This window comes from Pseudomonas sp. LB3P14, from assembly GCF_054898045.1.
This window is the reverse complement of sequence record NZ_CM142714.1, coordinates 3,588,684-3,608,036: the sequence shown is the minus strand read 5'-3', so window position 1 is coordinate 3,608,036 and position 19,353 is coordinate 3,588,684. Positions and strand designations below refer to the sequence as shown.

Sequence of the window (19,353 nt, the reverse complement as noted above, 5' to 3'; positions counted from 1 at the left end):
GGGACGCGGAGCGTCCCGGGTTGCATTCCCACGCGGAGCGTGGGAACGATCATTAGGCGGTGTTTAAAACCACCTCAACCCGGCTGCCCACATCAAAGCCACCCCGCGCACACCCGGCACCATGTTCATCGTCAACCCGGAGCTCGATACCGAAACCTTGCTGGCCCACGCTTGCGAGTCGCTGGCCTCGGCCAATGTCATGACCATGGACCTGGCGGATCATATGGAGGGGCCGAGTCGCCATTCGCTGTTGGGTATTGCGCAAATCATCATGCTGGGGGAGCTGGCGGTAAATCGGGCGCTGGATAACATCGATCCACAGTAAACGATCGTTCCCACGCTCCGCGTGGGAATGCAGCCCGGGACGCTCTGCGTCCCTCTCGAGAGCTGGAACGCGGAGCTTTGCTGCGCGTGGGAACGATCAGTGGCTCTAGTTTTCTTGGGCGCGGTAGGCGCCAGGCGTCAACCCGGTCCACTTCTTGAACGCCCGATGAAACGCCGAAGGCTCGGAAAACCCCAGATGCTCGGCAATCTGCTGCAACGACAAATCCGCACGCCCCAAGTGATAAATCGCAATGTCCCTGCGCAGCTGATCCTTCAATTCCTGAAAACTCGACCCTTCTTCGCGCAAATGCCGGCGCAAGGTCTGCGGGCTGATGTGCAAGTGCGCGGCCACCGTTTCCAGGTCCGGCCAACGTGAACTGTCGCGGCTGAGCAACCGGCGTAGTTGGCTGCTCAAACTGTCGCCGTCATCCGGGCGTGACAACAGGTCGGCGGGAGAGTGTTCGAGGAAATGTTTGAGCGTCCGTTCGTCCTGTAACAAAGGCATGTTCAGGTAACGACTGTGAAACAGCAGGCTGCTCTGCGCGGCGGAAAATTCCAACGGGCAGGGGAATAGCAAATCGTATTCGGCGCCATGCTCGGGTTTCGGGTAGCTGAACGTCGCCTGCTCCAGCCGAATGCGCTGGCCGATCAGCCAGCTGCCGAGTCGATGCCACACCATCAGCTGGCTCTCGGTGAGGAAGTGATCCGGGTCACGGAACTGCGAATCATCCAGGCTGAGGCGGATCATTTCGTCTTCGCGGGTCAGGGTCAGACGCGGCCCCTCGGGGAATAGGCTATAAAACAATAAGCCGCGATGGAGTGCTTTTTCCAGATTGCGGCAGTGGATCACGGCATGGCACATCATGGCGAAGCTGCCGGTTCTGCTCGGCACCGGCCCGAAACCCAAGTACTCGTCGTCCAGCGCCAGCCACAAACCCTGGATCAACCGGGTGAACTGCTCAGGTGCAATTCGCGCACGCGGTTCGTCAAGCAACTCAGGGATGATGCCCAGTTGTTGCAACAGGTGTGAATAGTCATAACCCAACCGGCGCGCACCACCGAGGGCGGCACGGGCGAAATGACTGGCGATGGTGCGTTCGCGCATAGAAGGCAGGTCCGTCCATTGAACGGCAGGATGGTAGCCGTGGTGGCCGACGATGAACAAGGCGGATATCCGCCAAATTGTAGGATGTGATTTGGCCGGTGGGCGGAAATCCGCCACATCTCTGTCACCGAGCAGTGACCAGGAAAAACCTGTAACCCTTGATGTCAAAAGGCTTGCAGGCTTTTTGACGAAGGTGGCACGGGCCTTGCGATACAACCCGCAGATGCCTGCCGTTGCGCAGCTCGACAAAACAAATCCCTCCAGTGCAGGAGGGTTCGCAATTGAAGTGTCTTGGGCAACAGATGGATGTTGTCACCGGGCACTCTTGAGGAACTTTGCAATGACGACTCGTCAGCCACTGTACAAATCCTTGTATTTCCAGGTGATCGTTGCTATCGCCATCGGCATCTTGCTCGGTCACTTCTACCCACAGACCGGTGTAGCCCTCAAGCCGCTGGGTGACGGGTTCATCAAACTGATCAAAATGATCATCGCGCCGATCATCTTTTGCACCGTCGTCAGCGGTATCGCGGGCATGCAGAACATGAAATCGGTCGGCAAGACCGGCGGTTACGCGCTGCTGTACTTCGAAATCGTTTCGACCATCGCATTGCTGGTCGGTCTGGTGGTGGTCAACATCATCCAGCCGGGTGCCGGCATGCACATCGACGTCACCACGCTGGATGCCTCCAAAGTCGCGGCCTATGTAGCGGCCGGTGCTGATCAAAGCGTCGTTGGCTTCCTGCTGAACGTGATCCCGTCCACCATCGTCGGCGCGTTCGCCACGGGCGATATCCTGCAAGTGCTGATGTTCTCGGTGATCTTCGGTTTCGCCCTGCATCGCCTGGGTGCCTACGGCAAGCCGATCCTGGACTTCATCGATCGCTTCGCCCACGTGATGTTCAACATCATCAACATGATCATGAAACTCGCGCCACTCGGTGCCTTCGGTGCCATGGCGTTCACCATCGGTGCCTACGGTGTTGGCTCGCTGGTGCAACTGGGTCAGTTGATGGCGTGCTTCTACATCACTTGCCTGTTGTTCGTTCTGGTGGTGCTGGGCGGTATCGCTCGCGCTCACGGCTTCAGCGTGCTGAAAGTGATTCGCTACATCCGTGAAGAGCTGTTGATCGTGCTGGGTACTTCTTCTTCGGAATCGGTGCTGCCACGCATGCTGATCAAAATGGAGCGTCTGGGCGCGAAGAAATCCGTCGTGGGTCTGGTGATCCCGACCGGTTACTCGTTTAACCTCGACGGTACTGCGATCTACCTGACCATGGCGGCAGTGTTCATTGCTCAGGCAACCGACACCCACATGGACATCACTCACCAGATCACGCTGCTGGTGGTGTTGCTGCTGTCCTCCAAAGGCGCCGCCGGTGTGACCGGTAGTGGCTTCATCGTATTGGCTGCCACCTTGTCCGCCGTGGGTCACCTGCCGGTTGCCGGCCTGGCACTGATCCTCGGTATCGACCGCTTCATGTCCGAAGCCCGTGCCCTGACCAACCTGGTCGGTAACGCGGTTGCCACGCTGGTTGTGGCCAAGTGGGTCAAGGAGCTGGACACCGACGTGATGCACGCTGAATTGGCTTCTGGCGGTCGCGGTATCTCCGACGAGCCTAAAGACGATGTTCTGGGCCACGTCGAAGGGGCAACTCCAACCAACGTCAAATAAGACGGCCGCACTGAAAAAACCCGCTTCGGCGGGTTTTTTCATGCCTGGGATTTGAGCGCAACGGTCAGCGCATCTGATGCATAAGGTGATTGCTGCAATGTCGTTGGCTGCCTAGTCTGGAGGCATCGTTTACGGAGAACGCCCATGCTCGGTCCACTGGCATCACTCAAGGTTCTGGATTTCTCGACACTGCTGCCGGGGCCGTTTGCCTCGTTATTGCTGGCGGACATGGGCGCCGAGGTGCTGCGCATCGAATCGCCAACGCGCATGGACCTGCTGCGGGTATTGCCGCCTCACGATCAGGGCGTCTCCGCCAGCCACGCCTACCTCAATCGCAACAAGCGCAGCCTGGCGCTGGACCTCAAGCAGCCTGAGGCGCTGGAGGTGATCAAGCAGTTGCTGCAGGACTACGACATCGTCCTGGAGCAGTTCCGCCCCGGCGTGATGGAGCGATTGGGCCTGGGTTATGACGCCTTGAAAGCGATCAATCCGAAACTGATCTACGTGTCGATCACTGGTTACGGCCAGACCGGTCCCTACAAGGACCGCGCCGGCCACGACATCAACTACCTGGCGCTGGCGGGGCTGGCGAGCTACACCGGCCGCGCCGACAGCGGGCCGTTGCCGTTGAGTATGCAAGTGGCGGATATCGCCGGTGGCTCGTTGCACGGGGTGATCGGGTTGCTGGCGGCGGTCATCGCCCGGCAGCAAACCGGGTTGGGGCAACATCTGGATGTGAGCATGACCGACTGCGCGTTCAGCCTGAACGCCATGGCCGGCGCCGGTTATCTGGCCTGCGGTGAGGAACCGGGGAGGGAGAATCAGATGCTCAATGGCGGCAGCTTCTACGACTATTACCGTTCGCGCGATGGGCGTTGGTTGTCGGTGGGTAGTCTGGAGCCGGCGTTCATGCAGCAATTGTGCACGGCGCTGGGTCGGCCGGAACTCGCGGCCAAGGGGCTCTCTCCCAAGCCTGCGGAGCAACTAGCGCTCAAGAATGAGCTGAAAGCCGAATTCGAGACGCATGACTTTGCCGCGTTGTGCGCGCTGTTTGCCGGCGTCGATGCTTGCGTGGAGCCGGTGTTGAGCGTGGGCGAAGCGGTGCGGCATCCGCAGTTGAAGGCGCGGGACCTGGTGACTGAAGTGCCGCGAGGGGATGGGACGAGTCAGGCGCAGATGGCCTGCCCGTTGAAGTTTTCGCAAGGGTTGCCCGAGCCTAAGCACATTGGCGCGACGCTGGGGCAGCATACGGATCAGGTGTTGGGGGAGTTGGGGTATAGCGCTGAGCGGATTGCAGAATTGCGGCTTGCCAAGGTCGTCGTATAGATCGTTCCCACGCTCCGCGTGAGAATGCCGCCATGGACGCTCCGCGTCCACTGTGACGCAGAGCGTCACGGGATGCGTTCCCACGCAGAGCGTGGGAACGATCAATCTAACTACTCGACCCGCATCTCCCCACTGAACACTAACGTGCTCCGGCACCGCCGACACAAATACCGCCGCCCCTGGCGCACCAAACCATGACGCTGGGCCGAAAACGGGAAATCACTGTCCGCACACGGGCACTTGTAGATGTAGCGGGTCACGCTGCGACGTTTGACGTCGTAGGTGTGGCAGCGATTGGGCGGCAGTTCGTACACGCCGCGCATGATCAGCTGCCACTCTTCACCGTGGGGCGCAATGCGGTCGCCGAACAGTTGATGGGCGATCAGGTGCGCGACCTCGTGGGCCACGGTTTGCTTGAGGAAGTCCTCGGTGTTTTCCCGGTACAGCTGCGGATTGAAGCGCAGCAGGTTCTCGTGCAAATGCGCGACACCGGCTTTTTGACCACGCAGCTTGAGGCTCACCACGGGGCGTTTGAAAGGTCGTTTGAAAAAGGATTCAGCGAGTTGGTAACAGTCTTCGACGCGGGTATTAAGTTGCTCGGGCATGCTTGATGGATCTCCAGAGACGTCGAGTATGCCGCAACCCTCGAGCCTTGCGAATCGCCGAGGCGCCGAATGGTCGTCACCGTTTTCTATCCTTTAGCATTAGAAGGCCGCCTTGCGGCGGCCTGTGTTGGCAGATCTAGTTTTTGGGTGAAGTGTTGCTAATTCGTATAGACCGGCCCCACGCCGAGTCCCCAGACAATCACAGTGAACGCCATGATGGCCACCAGCACCACCAGGCCTACGGCAAGCACCGAACTCGAAAACAGGAATCCCTCGTCTGATGGAATGTTCATGAAAGTGGGTAGCCCCACATACAGCAAGTACACCGTGTAGCAGATGGCCGCGGTGCCGACGATCATCCCAAGCCACATGTGTGGGTACAGCGCCGCCAGACCGCCGATGAACAGCGGTGTCGCGGTGTAGGTTGCAAAGGCAATGCAGCGTGCCAGGCTCGGGTTGGCGTCATAGGTGCGAGCCATCCAGTGGATGAATGCGCCCATTACCGCAACACCGCCGAGCATCGCCAGGTACGACATGACCGTCATCCATAACGCACTCTCCACCGTCAGCATCACCGGCGCTCGACTGCCAATGACCCAGCCGACCTGAGTGGTGCCGATAAACGCTGATACAGCGGGAATCGCCGCCAGGATCAGGGTGTGGGTGAGATACATGTGGCTGATGCTTTCCTCCTGGTCGCCACGAATCTCTTTCCATTCTTGGTCAGGGTGGGTGAAGAGCCCCACTACGTGATGGATCATGCCAGTCACTCCTCTTGTTTTTACCGTCGCCCCCCAGTGGAGCGCTTACGGGCCAAAGTGGCCGAGAAAGGAAAAGGTCTGGATATGTGTGTGACCTTATGTCGCAGTATAGAAAGGTCTTAACGGCGCAGGTTGCAGGGTGTTAGAGCAAATCGCGCTGTAAACACGCCTGTTAATCGCCGCAGGGTCTGTCGCTTAGAGGCTCTTCGCCCCCGAAGCGTTTTTGCGTAAAATGCCGACCTTTCGTCACACCTCACGGATTTCGCGTCATGGGCACTCTTACGGTCAACCAGAACAAACTGCAAAAGCGCCTTCGCCGCCAGGCCGGTGAGGCTGTTGCCGATTTCAACATGATTGAAGACGGCGACAAGGTCATGGTCTGCCTGTCCGGTGGCAAGGACAGCTACACCCTGCTCGACGTGCTGATGCACTTTCAGAAGGTCGCGCCGATCAAGTTCGAGATCGTGGCCGTGAACATGGACCAGAAGCAGCCGGGGTTCCCTGAGCACGTGTTGCCGGCCTACCTCAAAGCGCTGGGTATCGAGTACCACATCGTCGAGAAAGACACCTATTCGGTGGTCAAGGAGCTGATCCCGGAAGGCAAGACCACCTGTTCGCTGTGCTCGCGCCTGCGTCGGGGCACGCTCTACACCTTCGCCGACGAAATCGGTGCGACCAAAATGGCCCTCGGTCATCACCGTGACGACATCGTCGAGACCTTTTTCCTGAACATGTTCTTCAATGGTTCGCTCAAAGCCATGCCGCCGAAGCTGCGGGCCGACGATGGCCGCAACGTGGTAATCCGTCCGCTGGCCTACTGCAACGAAAAAGACATCCAGGCCTACTCGGACTTCAAGCAATTCCCGATCATTCCGTGCAACCTCTGTGGTTCCCAGGAAAACCTGCAACGGCAGGTGGTCAAGGACATGCTTCAGGAGTGGGAGCGCAAAACACCAGGCCGGACCGAAAGCATTTTCCGCAGCTTGCAGAACGTGATCCCGTCGCAACTGGCGGACCGCAACCTGTTCGACTTCACCAGCCTGCGCATCGACGAAACCGCAGCTTCGCGCTTCGTCAACGTTGTAAACCTCTAAACACAATCACTGTGGGAGCCAGCCTGCTGGCGATAGCGGCGGGTCAGACACATCATTGTTGACTGACCCGCCGCTATCGCCAGCAGGCTGGCTCCCACATGGGTCTATTCACTTACTCATCAGGAGAGGGCATGCGCGATTACAAGTGGCTGCACGAATACTGTCTGAACCGCTTCGGTTCAGCGGCTGAACTGGAAGCCCATCTGCCCGTTCCGAAAACCCCGGCGCAATTGCGCAAGATCAGCGACGACCGCTACCTCTCGACCATGGCGCTGCGCGTATTCCGCGCCGGGCTCAAGCACAGTTTGGTGGACGCCAAATGGCCGGCGTTCGAAGAAGTGTTCTTCAAGTTCGACCCGGAAAAAGTCGTGCTGATGAGCGCCGAACACCTTGAGCGCTTGATGCAGGACGCGCGGATCATTCGCCACTTAGGCAAGCTCAAGAGCGTGCCGCGCAATGCGCAGTTCGTGCTCGACGTCGCGCATGAAAAGGGCAGCTTCGGCGCGTTGATCGCCGATTGGCCGGTCACGGATATCGTCGGTCTGTGGACCTACCTGAAAAAACGTGGGCATCAATTGGGCGGGTTGTCGGCGCCACGATTCTTGCGGATGGTGGGCAAGGATACGTTTGTGCCGAGCTACGACGTGGTCGCGGCGTTGAATGCGCAGAAGATTGTCGACAAGGTGCCGACCAGTCTGCGGGATCTGGCGTTGGTACAGGATGTGTTCAACCAGTGGCATGAACAGAGTGGCGGTCGGGCGATGAGCCAGATTTCGATGATGCTGGCGTATACCGTCAATCATTGAAGCGGAAGATCGTTCCCACGCTCTGCGTGGGAATGCCGCCCGGGACGCTCTGCGTCCCTGTGGCGCGGAGCGTCACTTGATGCATTCCCACGCGGAGCGTGGGAACGATCACTGTGGGGGCGGTCAGGCGACGGAGGTTTCGCCTTCACCCGCCAACTTGCGGTTCAACTGAAACCGCCACCGCACATACAACAGCGCCGAGCAGAACACCGCCAGGCTCGCGCCCATCTCCAGCAAACCAAACAACTGTCGGTTCGGGTCATACGCGGCCAATGCGCCCTTGGTGAAATACAGGTTCACCACAAAACACATCCATGAATGCCCGCGCGCGCTGCCGACAATCATCCCCGGCGCCAGCAACAGCAGCGGCACCAGTTCGATCAGCAGAATCACCCACGGCCTTGCGCCGTGCAGGTCGGCGACCACCAGGTAGTAGGCGCAAAGCAGCCCCACCAGACCGAAAAAGCACAGCAGGCTGATGATGCGCATCGCTCGAACCCTGGGTTCGAGCCATTCGATGGAGGGCAGAATCTTCGGCTTCTTGGCCACGTTAGCGCTCCAGTTTCTGTGCAGTCTTGGCCAAGCGCAGACCCAAGGCCCGGCACAGCGCGACTTCATGTTCATTCAAACCGAGTTTGCCATCGGCCCCGGCGTGATGGCTGGCGCCGTAAGGCGTGCCGCCGCCGCGGGTTTCCAGCAGGGCCGATTCGCTGTACGGCAGGCCGGTGATCAGCATGCCGTGGTGCAGCAACGGAAGCATCATCGACAGCAGCGTGGTTTCCTGACCGCCGTGCAGGCTTGCGGTGGAGGTAAAGACCCCGGCCGGTTTGCCCACCAAAGCGCCGGTCAGCCACAGGTTGCTGGTGCCGTCGAGGAAATACTTGAGCGGCGCCGCCATGTTGCCGAACCGGGTCGGGCTGCCCATGGCCAGGCCTGCGCAGTTCTTCAGGTCGTCGAGGCTGGCGTACAGCGCGCCTTCGTCCGGAATGTCCGGCGACACCGCTTCGCACTCGGTGGAAATCGGCGGCACCGTGCGCAGGCGCGCTTCCATCCCGGACTGCTCGACGCCCCGGGCAATCTGCCGGGCCATTTCATTGGTCGAGCCGCTGCGGCTGTAATACAGAACCAGAATGTACGGCGCACTCACGGCAGCAACTCCAGCACATTCTCCGGCGGCCGGCCGATGATGGCTTTGTCGCCGACTTCGAGAATCGGTCGCTCCATGAGTTTCGGGTTGGCGGCGATGGCGGCAATCAATTGCGCTTCGCTGAGGCTGCTGTCGGCCAGGTTGAGGGTTTTGTACTCGTCCTCACCGGTACGCAGCAGTTGCCGGGCGCTGATGCCCAGCTTGGTCAGCAGGCTCTGGATTTGCACGGCGTCCAGCGGAGTCTCCAGGTAGCGGACCACCGTCGGGGTCAGGCCACGGGCTTCGAGCAGTTCGAGCGCACCGCGGGATTTCGAGCAGCGCGGGTTGTGATAAAGCGTCAGATCGGTCATGTGCGGTTCGCATCTTGCGTAAGGTGACGGCTATTCTAACTGTGCAGCGCGTAATCCAGAACCTTGGGAGGCGATGGGTCGCAGGCGCATTCAATTTTGAACAAGGATCACGACATGACTAGGCGACTGGCAACGGCATTGGCGATCATGGGCACGTTGATGCTGGGGGGCTGCGGTAACGACTATGGCATCGACCAGAATGGCCACAAAGTCGCTGCCGAACGTTTGGACAAACAATGGCTGGTGCTCAATTACTGGGCTGAATGGTGCGGGCCGTGCCGGACCGAAATCCCGGAATTGAACACCTTGGCCGATCAACTCAAGGACAAGAAGATTGGGGTGTTCGGGGTCAACTTCGACAACGTGCAGGGTGAAGAGCTGAAAAGCGCCAGCGAGAAGCTGGGGATCAAGTTCACCGTGCTGGCTTCTGATCCGGCCGATCTTTTTGAGTTGCCGCGCAGCGAGGCGTTGCCGGTGACTTACATCATCGATAACAAGGGCAAGGTGCGGGAGCAACTGATGGGCGAGCAGACGGCGGCGGGGGTGATGGCGAAGCTTGAGGCGTTGCAGGCGAAGAACTAATTGCGCTGATCGTTCCCACGCTCCGCGTGGGAATGCATCCTGTGACGCTCTGCGTCACGATCATTACGATCAGCTAGAGGGATCAACCCTCTTCGAGCCACCAACGCAACGGCTTCCCTTCCGCCGGCCAAAAGCGCATCTGCTCGATTGGCGAGACGTCCCAACGCTGAACGTTTTCCAACGCCTGGAGGAAACGCTTTTCCTGCTCCATCAACGCCGGCGCACACAGTTTGCGGGTGCTGCCGACTTTGCCGAAGCTCAGCTTGTCGCCTTCCAGGGTGTACGGCGCGAACCAGTGGTTGCAGCCGCCGTTGCCATAGGCGCGACCGTCTTCACCGAGGGTGACGGTCAGGTGGCTGTAGTCCATCAATGGACGTTCGCCGATCCACTCCAGAATGTAGCTGCGGTTCTGTTGCAATTGAACCGGCTCGGCGGCGCAGCCCAGCAGGCTGGCGCCAACCATCGCGGTCAGAGCAAGGCGTTTCATCACGCAGGCTCCTGGCATTTCGGGCACAGGTGCTTCTCGGCGATAGTGGTCCAGCCCAACTCGGCGATCCGTGCAGTGGCAGCCGGCTTTTCAGCCTTGTTGCCCAGCTTGGCGTCGACCGCGAACTCGAAGCTCAGCTCTTTGGCGCAGCTGTCGCAGTTGACTTTCCAGGTGTGGATCGCCAGTTCGCCGAACACCGGACCACTGGCCACCGCGACCCATTGGCCGGGCGGGTTGATCAGGTGGCGAACCGTTTCGACGGTCAGGCGCATGGACAAGTCCTTGGCACCCTTGAGGGTCACAACCAACACGTCGTTATTACGAATCGAGCCGCCGTTGCCGGTGACTTGATAACGCCCCGGCACAAGGGCGCGGCATTCGGTGAGGGTGTGTTGCGGGTTCATCAGGCTATAGCGGAAATCGTGTTCGACCATGGGTCCTCCAAATATGCGCGGCATGCTAGCACGGACATCAGCGCAGCATGGCGCGGGCATGTGACCTTCGATCTGGTTCAGTCACCCTTCACCAGATTCGCTGGCGCGCCCGCCGCCCAGGCGGCGATGTTCTGCAGGGTGGTCGCAGCAATCGCGCCCAGGGCTTCGTGGGTCAGGAAGGCCTGGTGAGCGGTGACGATCACGTTCGGAAAGGTCAGCAGCCGCGCCAGCACATCGTCCTGCAGCGGCAGGTCGGAACGGTCCTCGAAGAACAGCTGCGCCTCCTCTTCATACACATCCAGCCCCAGATAACCCAGTTGACCGTCCTTCAACGCGTCGATCAGTGCCGGCGTGTCCACCAGACCACCGCGTCCGGTGTTGATCAGCATCGCGCCGGGCTGCATGTGCGCCAGTGACTCGCTGTTGATCAAGTGTTTGCTCTGCTCGTTGAGCGGGCAGTGCAGGCTGATGATCTGAGACTCGGCCAGCAGTTCCGGCAGGCTCAGGTAACGAGCACCGAGGGCTTCGACTTGCGGGTTGGGGAAGGGGTCGTATGCGAGCAATTGGCAGCCAAAGCCGTTCATGATTTTCGCGAAGGTCGCGCCGATCTGTCCGGTGCCGACCACGCCGACGGTCTTGCCCATCAGGTCGAAGCCGGTCAGCCCGTGCAGGCTGAAATCCCCTTCGCGCGTGCGGTTGTAGGCGCGGTGCAGGCGTCGGTTGAGCGCCAGGATCAGCGCCACTGCATGTTCCGCCACCGCGTGGGGCGAGTAGGCCGGAACGCGCACAATCGACAATCCCAGAAGCTTCGCCACCGCCAGGTCGACATGGTTGTAACCGGCCGAGCGCAGGGCGATCAGGCGTGTGCCGCCGGCGGCCAGGCGTTCGAGCACCGGTGCGCTGAGGTCATCATTAATAAAGGCGCAGACCACCTCGTGATACTCCGCCAGCGCCACCGTATCGAGGCTCAGTCGCGCCGATTGAAAGTGCAGCTCGATGCCGGCCGGTCGCTCGGCACTGAGAAAACTGTCGCGGTCGTAGGTCTGGCTGCTGAAAAGAATCGTGCGCATGCGGTCCTCCTGGAATGTCCATCAAGCATTGATACGGGCATGGGCGGCCAGGCGATTGATGGCTCGGTCGAGGTCTTCCAGCGCGCTGGGGGCTTTCGGGTCCTGTTGTTTGAGCAGGGTTTCGCTGCGCTGGCAGGCGGCGCGCAGTTGCGGGACGCCGCAATAGCGTGTTGCGCCATGCAGACGATGGACTCGCTCGATCAGGGCGTTCTGGTCGTTGTTTTCCCGGGCAAAGCGAATCGCCTCGCGGTCGGCTTCCAGCGACGCCAGCAGCATCGCCAGCATGTCCGCCGCCAGGTCAGCCTTGCCAGCCGCCAGGCGCAAACCTTCCTCGTGATCGAGCACCTGCAACTCATGACCGCCGCCGTGGCTGTCGCTGGAACGCTCTGGGCCATGATTGCGCAGCGCCAGGCCGGTCCACTTCAGCACCACCTGGGCCAGTTGCCGTTCGCTGATCGGTTTGGTCAGGTAGTCGTCCATACCGCTTTGCAGCAGCGCGCGTTTTTCGTTGGCCATGGCGTGAGCGGTGAGGGCAACGATCGGCAGCGGCGTGCAATGCCGTTCACTTTCCCACTGGCGAATCGCTTCGGTGCTTTGACGCCCGTCCATGCCGGGCATCTGAACGTCCATCAGCACCAGGTCGAAGGTCTCGGTCTGCACCGCCTTGACTGCCGCGTAACCGCTTTCCACCGCGAGTACTTTGGCGCCCATGTCTTCGAGCAGGGTTTGCACCAGCAGCAGGTTGGCCGGGTTGTCGTCGACGCAAAGCACCTTTGGCGCACGGCTGGACAATGGCTCGCCGGGTTCGCTGCGGTGCTGACGCGGGTTGACCAGGTCGGACAAGGCCCGCCGCAACTTGCGGGTGCAGGCCGGTTTGGCCTGGAGCTGGCTGTGCGGGTTGGGCACCGAGAGGTGGAACAGCGTCTGTTCGGTGGTCGGGCACAACACCAGCACCTTGCAGCCCAGGTGTTCGAGGTCCCAGATGTGCTGGTTGAGGCGCTCCGGTGGCATGTCATTGCTGGTGATGCCGAGCACCGCCAGGTCGATCGCCTGATCGGTCTGATGTGCGCTGGTCACGCCATTGGCCAGGCTTTCCAGGGTATTGAACGGGGTGACTTCGAGGCCGCAGTCTTCCAGTTGATGCTGCAACGCCTGACGGGCCAGTTCGTGGTTTTCCAGTACCGCCACCCGGCGCCCGAGCAGTGGTGGACCGGGCAGGTCTTCGGCGTCGTCGCGGGTTTTGGGCAGGCTCAGGCTGATCCAGAATTCCGAGCCTTCGCCGGGCGTACTGTCGACACCGATCTCGCCGCCCATCTGCTCGATCAGGCGTTTGGAAATCACCAATCCCAGACCGGTGCCGCCCGGTTGCCGGGACAGCGAATTGTCGGCCTGGCTGAAGGCCTGGAACAAGGCGCGCACGTCCTGGTTCGACAGCCCGATACCGGTGTCCTGAATGCTGATGCGCAGTTGCACGCTGTCTTCATGTTCTTCTTCGAGCATGGCCCGGGCGACGATGGTGCCTTCGCGGGTGAACTTGATCGCATTGCTGACCAGGTTGGTGAGGATCTGCTTGAGCCGCAGCGGATCGCCCACCAGCGACAGCGGCGTATCGCGATAAACCAGGCTCACCAGTTCCAGCTGCTTGGCGTGGGCGGCCGGGGCGAGGATGGTCAGCGTGTCCTGGAGCAGATCGCGCAAGTTGAACGGAATATGGTCGAGCACCAGTTTGCCGGCCTCGATTTTCGAGAAGTCGAGAATCTCGTTGATGATCCCCAACAGGCTGTCGGCGGACTTTTCGATGGTGCCCAGATAGTCGAGCTGGCGCGGCGTCAGCTCGCTTTTTTGCAGCAGGTGCGTGAAGCCGAGAATGCCGTTGAGCGGCGTGCGGATTTCATGGCTCATGTTGGCCAGGAACTCGGATTTGATCCGGCTCGCTTCAAGGGCTTCCTTGCGCGCCAGGTCCAGTTCGATGTTCTGGATTTCGATGGTTTCAAGGTTCTGGCGCACGTCTTCGGTGGCCTGGTCGATGCTGTGCTGCAATTCTTCCTGCGCGTTCTGCAGAGTGCCGGCCATGCGGTTGATGCCGGACGCCAGTGTGTCCAGCTCCTGGCTGCCGAGGGGCGGCAGACGGGTTTCCAGATGACCGTCCTTGAGTTGCGCCACCGCTTGCTTGATCTGGCTCAGCGGCCGATTGATGGTCCGGCCCATGCGCAACGCCAGCAGCGCCGCACCGGCCAGGCCTGCGCCGATCAACAGCAGGCTGGCAAACAGGCTGCGGTAACCGCGCAGCAGCATGCCGTTGTGGGACAGTTCGAGTTCGACCCAGCCCAGCAGGCGGTCGGCTTCATCGGGAATCACGTCACCGGCCAGATTGCGGTGCTTGCCGAACACCGGCAGCAAGTAACGCGTCGCGTCATTGCCGCTGCGGCGCAGCATCTGCGAACTGTTGCCGACCGGTGCCTGATTGAGCATGGTCGGGCCGGCGTGGGCCAACAGAGAGCGGTCGGGCGCGAGGAACGAAACGGCGCGCACGTCCGTTTGTTCGAGAGATTGGGTGGCAATGCGTTCCAGCAGCTCGGTGTTCTTGTGGCCCATGGCCGGGGCCACCAGGGGCGCCAGTTGTTCGGCGATCATCTCGCCACGCTGCATGAGCTGGGTTTGCAGGTCGGATTGCTGCATCCAGGTGAAATAGCCGCCCAGAACCAATGCCATCAGGCTGGTCGGCAACAGGGTCAGCAATAGCACGCGGCCTTTAATTCCCAGTTTCTTGAGCACGCATCTCTCCTGCATCCAGCTATTTAATGACCTGCACGTACGTCCGGCACGCGCCACTTGCGCAGTGTAGCTATTTGCAAGCGGGCAATCTTCGTAAATTGATGTCGGCATTCGTCGGCCCGATCGCCACTTTCTACGTCATGGGCAAAGCTTGGGTTGCCCACAGCGAGGCAATCTTGAATAATCGCCAACTGAGAATTATTTGCAGATACTCATGACTCCCATCTCTATTGGCCAGCCCCGAATTCTTTCCATAGAAGACGACCTCGTGCTCGGTGCTTATGTTCACGAGCACCTGGGACGTTGCGGTTTTCAGGTGACATGGTGCCAGAACGGTCATGAAGGTTTGACCATCGCCCGCCAGCAAGTTTTCGATGTGGTGCTGATGGATATTCTGCTGCCGGGCCTGGACGGGCTGAACGTACTGACACAGTTGCGCCAAAGCCATTCCACCCCGGTGCTGCTGATGTCGGCGCTCGGTGCCGAGGCGGATCGCATCAGTGGCTTTCGCCTGGGCGCCGATGATTACCTGCCCAAACCCTTCAGCATGGTTGAGTTGCGGGTGCGCATCGAAGCGATCCTGCGGCGGGTTGCGCTTGACCGCCGACCAGCGCCGGCACCGATTGCCTCTTCGGCGGGCAGCCTGCGTTTCGACGATGAACGCTGTGATGTCTTTTATGGCGAACACGTTGCCGGCCTGACCCGCAGCGAGTACCGGTTGCTGGAAACGCTGAACCGCAGCGGCGATGAAGTCCTGAGCAAAGCCTTCCTTTATCAGCATGTCTTGCAGCGAGGTTATGCGCCCCATGACCGCAGCCTCGACATGCACATCAGCCAGATCCGTCGCAAGCTCAAGGCCATCGGTTACACCGAGCGGGAAGTGCGCACTGTCTGGGGCAAGGGTTACGTATTGAGTGCTGTCGATGAAATGGTCTGACCTGCCAGGCAGGCATTCGCTGTTCTGGAAGCTGGCCTGTTTGTTGGTGGCGTTCTGTCTGCTGATGATCTGGCTCAGTTGGTCCTGGGGACGCTACATGGAACAGAAAAACCTGTTCCTGTCCAACGAGGCCCGGGGCACGCTGACCCGCTACGCCGCCGAGGCCGAGCAGGCATGGAACAAGCGCCAGAGTGCAGGCGTCGATGCCTGGTTGCAGAGTGTCGGCCATCGCGAGTCGACATGGGTCGGTGTGATTGGCGGCGATTTGCAGTCATTGAGCAGTTACCCGCTGACGGAAAAAGAAATCCAGCGCCTGACCTTTTTGCGCGGTCTGGACTGGCCGATGAGTCGCCATAGCAAAGGCCTGCCGTGGCTGCGCGTGCCTTTTCCCAACGATCCGTCCGCCGGCAGCCTGGTCATCGAACTGCCCCAGCGTTTCATGCCCGGCCGCTACCGGGTGTTCTGGCGGGTGATCACCAACGGCGTGATTCCCGGACTGTTCACATTACTACTGTGCGTCGGTCTGTATCGGTTGCTGGTCGTGCCGTTAAACAGTCTGCGCGAACAGGCCAATGCCTGGCGTGCCGACCAGCTGAGCGTGCGCTTGTCGAGCCAAACCACCAACCGTTCGGATGAGTTGGGTGAACTGGGGCGGGCCTTCGATCACATGTCCGAGCGCCTGCAAAGCACGGTGGCCCTGCAACAACAACTGCTGCGCGACCTGTCCCACGAATTGCGCACGCCACTGAGTCGCCTGCGGGTAGCCAGCGAAAGCGAGCAGGGGCTGGCGCAATTGCGCGAGCGCATTGGCCGAGAGGTCGATGGCATGCAACGACTGGTGGAAGACACCCTGCAACTGGCCTGGCTTGACACCGAGCGCGCCCCATTGCCCGACGAAGCAATCCAGATCCAGGCGTTGTGGGAGATGCTCACGGAAAATGCCTGCTATGAAAGTGGCTGGCCGGCGAGCCAGTTGCAGTGTGCGGTGGATTCGTCCTGCTGGGTGCGCGGCAATCTCAATACGTTGGCCCAGGCGCTGGAAAACATCCTGCGCAATGCCATTCGTCATTCACCGCCGGGTGGCGTTGTGCGCCTTGGCGGACAGCGCGATGGCGATTTCTGGCATGTGTGGCTGGAGGATCAGGGTGGCGGGGTGGCTGATGAAGATCTGGAGCGGATCTTTTCGCCGTTCATCCGACTTGACGGTTCGCGACCGGGGGATGGTGGATTTGGCTTGGGGTTGAGCATTGCGAGGAATGCGGTGACGCGGCAGGGTGGCAGTCTTTGGGCTGAGAACACTGAGGTAGGGTTGCGGCTGAATATTCGATTAGTGGCTGATGATGGAGGTGTCAGTGACGACGCCATCGCGAGCAAGCCCGCTCCCACAGTGGTTCTCTGCCAGCCACAAATCGTGTGATCAACCCCGCACCCTGTGGGAGCGGGCTTGCCCGCGAAGAGGCCCTAACGTCCACCATAAAATCCGCCCTTATTCCCATAAGCCATAAGCACCGCACTTTGCGTGATATGGCCTGCCGAAGTTTGTCGGTATGATAGGCGCCCCCGCAGTCTGGATTGCGAATACGCCATGACCTTGCAGTACCCAACCATCGCCGATTGCGTCGGCAACACCCCGCTGGTCCGTTTGCAGCGCCTGCCTGGCGCCACCAGCAATACCCTTTTGCTCAAGCTCGAGGGGAATAACCCGGCGGGTTCGGTCAAGGACCGGCCGGCGTTGTCGATGATCACGCGCGCCGAGTTGCGCGGGCAGATCCACGTCGGCGATACGCTGATCGAAGCGACCTCGGGCAACACCGGGATCGCGCTGGCGATGGCTGCCGCGATCAAGGGTTACAAGATGATCCTGATCATGCCCGACAGCTCCAGCGCCGAGCGTAAGGCGGCGATGACTGCCTATGGCGCCGAGTTGATTCTGGTCAGCCAGGAAGAAGGCATGGAAGGTGCCCGTGACCTCGCCGACCGGATGCAGGCCGAAGGCCGCGGCAAGGTGCTGGATCAGTTCGCCAACGGCGACAACCCCGAAGCGCACTACACCACCACCGGCCCGGAAATCTGGCGTCAGACCGAAGGCTCCATCACGCATTTCGTCAGTTCGATGGGCACCACCGGCACCATCATGGGCGTCTCGCGCTACTTGAAAGAGCAGAACGAGAACGTGCAGATCATCGGTCTGCAACCGATGGAAGGCTCGGCGATTCCGGGCATCCGTCGCTGGCCGCAGGAATACCTGCCGAAGATCTACCAGGCCGAGCGCGTGGACCGGATCGTCGACATGGCGCAAAGCGAAGCCGAAGACGTGACCCGTCGTCTGGCCCGCGAAGAAGGCATCTTCTGCGGCGTGTCCTCGGGCGGTGCCGTGGCAGCCATGCTGCGTCTGTCCCAAGAAGTTGAAAACGCGGTGATCGTCGCGATCATCTGCGACCGTGGCGACCGTTACTTGTCGACCGGCATTTTCGACGCGCCCAACTGATGGCCAAGCAAGAGAGAGGCCTGCGCTTCCAACCCACGGGCGGCAGCAAGGCCCCGCAAATCCCGACGGGCAAAAAGCAGCGCTTGAGCATCGAGCGCCTGGCCAATGACGGTCGCGGTATCGCTTTTTTTGAAGGTCGCACCTGGTTCGTCATCGGCGCTTTGGCCGGTGAAGAAGTCGAGGCGCGCGTGTTGGGCGCCCACGGCAAAGTGGTCGAGGCACGTACCGAGCGCGTCTTCCAGGCCAGCGAACTGCGCCGGCCGGCACCGTGTCCGCATGCCGGTCGCTGTGGTGGTTGCAGCGTGCAACATCTGCCTCACAACGAACAACTTGCCCTGAAACAGCGCATGCTCGCCGAGCAATTGTCGAAGGTCGCCGGTGTCGAACCCGAAGAATGGGCCGCGCCGTTGAGCGGTCCGGAATTCGGTTACCGCCGACGCGCCCGAGTGGCGGTACGCTGGGACATGAAGGCGAAAAAACTCGAAGTCGGTTTCCGCGCCGCTGGCAGTCAGGACATTGTTGCGATCAACGAATGCACGGTGCTGGTACAGCCCTTGCAACCGATCATGACCCGCCTGCCGGAGATGTTGCGGCGCTTGAGCAAGCCTCAAGCGCTGGGGCATGTGGAATTATTTGCCGGATCAAAGCTGGCCGTTTTGCTGCGGCACATGGCGCCGCTGTCCGACGCCGACATGACGATACTCAAGGATTTCTGCGCCTTCCATGACGCCCAACTGTGGCTGCACGGTGACGGCGAACCGCAACCGGTCGAGGCTGACCAGTCGTTGGGTTATCGACTTGAACAGTGGGACTTGAACCTGGCCTATCGGCCGGGGGATTTCATTCAGGTCAACGCCGGGGTCAACGAAGCAATGGTTGCCCAGGCGCTGGACTGGTTGAAGCCGAAAGCAGATGAGCGAGTTCTCGATCTATTCTGTGGGTTGGGCAACTTCGCTTTGCCGCTGGCCAAAGTCGTTCGCGAAGTGGTGGCGGTGGAAGGTGTGCAGGCGATGGTCGAGCGGGCAGCTGCAAACGCCGCTAGCAATAATCTGAATAACGTAAAGTTTTTTCAGGCCGATTTATCCCAGCCCTTGACCGATGCCGAATGGGCGCGCGAAGGCTTTTCTGCGGTACTCTTGGACCCACCGCGTGACGGTGCTTTCGAGGCCGTGCGCAAGCTGGCGTCCCTGGGCGCCAAACGGTTGGTGTACGTGTCGTGCAACCCTGCAACGCTGGCGCGCGATACGGTCGAATTGATCAAGCAGGGCTACCGGTTAAAACGTGCCGGGATTCTCGATATGTTTCCTCAGACGGCACATGTCGAGGCCATGGCGTTATTTGAAGCGAGCTAGGACGGCTCGTCTGGTCCGACTGGCCCGCCCGTGCC

19 protein-coding genes and 1 pseudogene are annotated in these 19,353 nt (G+C 60.5%); 10 read left to right on the top strand and 10 right to left on the bottom strand.

What is annotated here, in order from left to right:
- Positions 1-73: 73 nt before the first annotated feature.
- Positions 74-325, top strand: a pseudogene (locus ACYZT5_RS16775) (DUF6124 family protein); the annotation flags it as partial.
- Positions 326-430: 105 nt separating this feature from the next.
- On the opposite strand, the gene ACYZT5_RS16770 reads toward ACYZT5_RS16775, so the two are convergent.
- Positions 431-1,429 (bottom strand): AraC family transcriptional regulator, encoded by a 999-nt coding sequence (locus ACYZT5_RS16770; RefSeq protein ID WP_462052053.1) that lies wholly within the window; start codon positions 1,427-1,429, stop codon positions 431-433.
- A gap of 340 nt (positions 1,430-1,769) precedes the next feature.
- Between ACYZT5_RS16770 and ACYZT5_RS16765 the strand changes: the two genes are divergently transcribed.
- On the top strand, positions 1,770-3,104 hold the full coding sequence (locus ACYZT5_RS16765; protein WP_462052052.1) for a dicarboxylate/amino acid:cation symporter: 1,335 nt from the start codon (positions 1,770-1,772) through the stop codon (positions 3,102-3,104).
- A gap of 144 nt (positions 3,105-3,248) precedes the next feature.
- On the top strand, positions 3,249-4,430 hold the full coding sequence (locus ACYZT5_RS16760; protein ID WP_462052051.1) for a CaiB/BaiF CoA transferase family protein: 1,182 nt from the start codon (positions 3,249-3,251) through the stop codon (positions 4,428-4,430).
- A gap of 110 nt (positions 4,431-4,540) precedes the next feature.
- On the opposite strand, the gene ACYZT5_RS16755 is transcribed toward ACYZT5_RS16760, so the two are convergent.
- Together ACYZT5_RS16755 and ACYZT5_RS16750 are read right to left on the bottom strand one after the other, a co-directional pair.
- The gene (locus tag ACYZT5_RS16755) at positions 4,541-5,035 is read right to left on the bottom strand and encodes a SprT family zinc-dependent metalloprotease (protein ID WP_462052050.1); all 495 of its coding nucleotides are present in this window, start codon (positions 5,033-5,035) and stop codon (positions 4,541-4,543) included.
- A 158-nt stretch (positions 5,036-5,193) separates the two neighbouring features.
- Positions 5,194-5,796: a Yip1 family protein gene (locus ACYZT5_RS16750; RefSeq protein ID WP_462052049.1), complete on the bottom strand. Its 603-nt coding sequence runs from the start codon at positions 5,794-5,796 to the stop codon at positions 5,194-5,196.
- 269 nt (positions 5,797-6,065) lie between these two features.
- Here ACYZT5_RS16750 and ttcA point away from each other — a divergent pair, with 269 nt between their 5' ends.
- Both ttcA and ACYZT5_RS16740 read left to right on the top strand, forming a co-directional pair.
- On the top strand, positions 6,066-6,890 hold the full coding sequence (gene ttcA, locus ACYZT5_RS16745) for a tRNA 2-thiocytidine(32) synthetase TtcA (protein ID WP_462052048.1): 825 nt from the start codon (positions 6,066-6,068) through the stop codon (positions 6,888-6,890).
- Positions 6,891-7,021: 131 nt separating this feature from the next.
- Complete coding sequence (locus ACYZT5_RS16740) at positions 7,022-7,696, top strand: DNA-3-methyladenine glycosylase I (RefSeq protein ID WP_462052047.1); 675 nt, start codon at positions 7,022-7,024, stop codon at positions 7,694-7,696.
- 123 nt (positions 7,697-7,819) lie between these two features.
- On the opposite strand, the gene ACYZT5_RS16735 is transcribed toward ACYZT5_RS16740, so the two are convergent.
- From ACYZT5_RS16735 to arsC, 3 genes are read right to left on the bottom strand one after another with little or no spacing between them, the layout of a single operon-like run.
- Positions 7,820-8,245: a DUF2069 domain-containing protein gene (locus ACYZT5_RS16735; RefSeq protein ID WP_462052046.1), complete on the bottom strand. Its 426-nt coding sequence runs from the start codon at positions 8,243-8,245 to the stop codon at positions 7,820-7,822.
- A 1-nt stretch (position 8,246) separates the two neighbouring features.
- Positions 8,247-8,843 carry an NAD(P)H:quinone oxidoreductase gene (gene wrbA, locus ACYZT5_RS16730; RefSeq protein ID WP_461977859.1) on the bottom strand — a complete coding sequence of 199 codons (597 nt, stop codon included), beginning with the start codon at positions 8,841-8,843 and terminating at the stop codon, positions 8,247-8,249.
- Positions 8,840-9,193: an arsenate reductase (glutaredoxin) gene (gene arsC / locus ACYZT5_RS16725; RefSeq protein ID WP_462052045.1), complete on the bottom strand. Its 354-nt coding sequence runs from the start codon at positions 9,191-9,193 to the stop codon at positions 8,840-8,842. The genes wrbA and arsC overlap by 4 nt, the downstream gene beginning before the upstream one ends.
- A 114-nt stretch (positions 9,194-9,307) precedes the next feature.
- Here arsC and ACYZT5_RS16720 point away from each other — a divergent pair, with 114 nt between their 5' ends.
- Positions 9,308-9,775: a TlpA disulfide reductase family protein gene (locus ACYZT5_RS16720; protein WP_462052044.1), complete on the top strand. Its 468-nt coding sequence runs from the start codon at positions 9,308-9,310 to the stop codon at positions 9,773-9,775.
- Between the two features lie 82 nt (positions 9,776-9,857).
- Here the strand turns inward: ACYZT5_RS16720 and ACYZT5_RS16715 are convergent, their stop codons facing one another.
- The 4 genes from ACYZT5_RS16715 to ACYZT5_RS16700 all read right to left on the bottom strand — a co-directional run bounded on the left by ACYZT5_RS16715 (position 9,858) and on the right by ACYZT5_RS16700 (position 14,541).
- Positions 9,858-10,262, bottom strand: a complete 405-nt coding sequence (locus ACYZT5_RS16715) for an META domain-containing protein (RefSeq protein WP_462052043.1) — start codon at positions 10,260-10,262, stop codon at positions 9,858-9,860.
- Complete coding sequence (locus ACYZT5_RS16710) at positions 10,262-10,696, bottom strand: hypothetical protein (RefSeq protein ID WP_462052042.1); 435 nt, start codon at positions 10,694-10,696, stop codon at positions 10,262-10,264. The genes ACYZT5_RS16715 and ACYZT5_RS16710 overlap by 1 nt, the downstream gene beginning before the upstream one ends.
- 77 nt (positions 10,697-10,773) lie before the next feature.
- Entirely contained in the window at positions 10,774-11,766 is a 993-nt protein-coding gene (locus ACYZT5_RS16705; RefSeq protein WP_462052041.1) for a 2-hydroxyacid dehydrogenase, read from the bottom strand.
- 21 nt (positions 11,767-11,787) lie between these two features.
- The gene (locus ACYZT5_RS16700) at positions 11,788-14,541 is read right to left on the bottom strand and encodes a response regulator (RefSeq protein WP_462052040.1); all 2,754 of its coding nucleotides are present in this window, start codon (positions 14,539-14,541) and stop codon (positions 11,788-11,790) included.
- A gap of 214 nt (positions 14,542-14,755) precedes the next feature.
- Here ACYZT5_RS16700 and ACYZT5_RS16695 point away from each other — a divergent pair, with 214 nt between their 5' ends.
- From ACYZT5_RS16695 to rlmD, 4 genes are all read left to right on the top strand, one after another.
- The gene (locus ACYZT5_RS16695) at positions 14,756-15,478 is read left to right on the top strand and encodes a response regulator transcription factor (protein ID WP_462052039.1); all 723 of its coding nucleotides are present in this window, start codon (positions 14,756-14,758) and stop codon (positions 15,476-15,478) included.
- The gene (locus ACYZT5_RS16690) at positions 15,465-16,895 is read left to right on the top strand and encodes a histidine kinase sensor domain-containing protein (RefSeq protein ID WP_462052038.1); all 1,431 of its coding nucleotides are present in this window, start codon (positions 15,465-15,467) and stop codon (positions 16,893-16,895) included. The genes ACYZT5_RS16695 and ACYZT5_RS16690 overlap by 14 nt, the downstream gene beginning before the upstream one ends.
- Positions 16,896-17,063: 168 nt before the next feature.
- Positions 17,064-17,966, top strand: a complete 903-nt coding sequence (cysM, locus tag ACYZT5_RS16685) for a cysteine synthase CysM (protein ID WP_462052037.1) — start codon at positions 17,064-17,066, stop codon at positions 17,964-17,966.
- Positions 17,966-19,318: a 23S rRNA (uracil(1939)-C(5))-methyltransferase RlmD gene (gene rlmD, locus ACYZT5_RS16680; protein WP_462052036.1), complete on the top strand. Its 1,353-nt coding sequence runs from the start codon at positions 17,966-17,968 to the stop codon at positions 19,316-19,318. Before cysM ends, rlmD begins: the two co-directional genes overlap by 1 nt.
- Positions 19,319-19,353 lie beyond the last annotated feature (35 nt).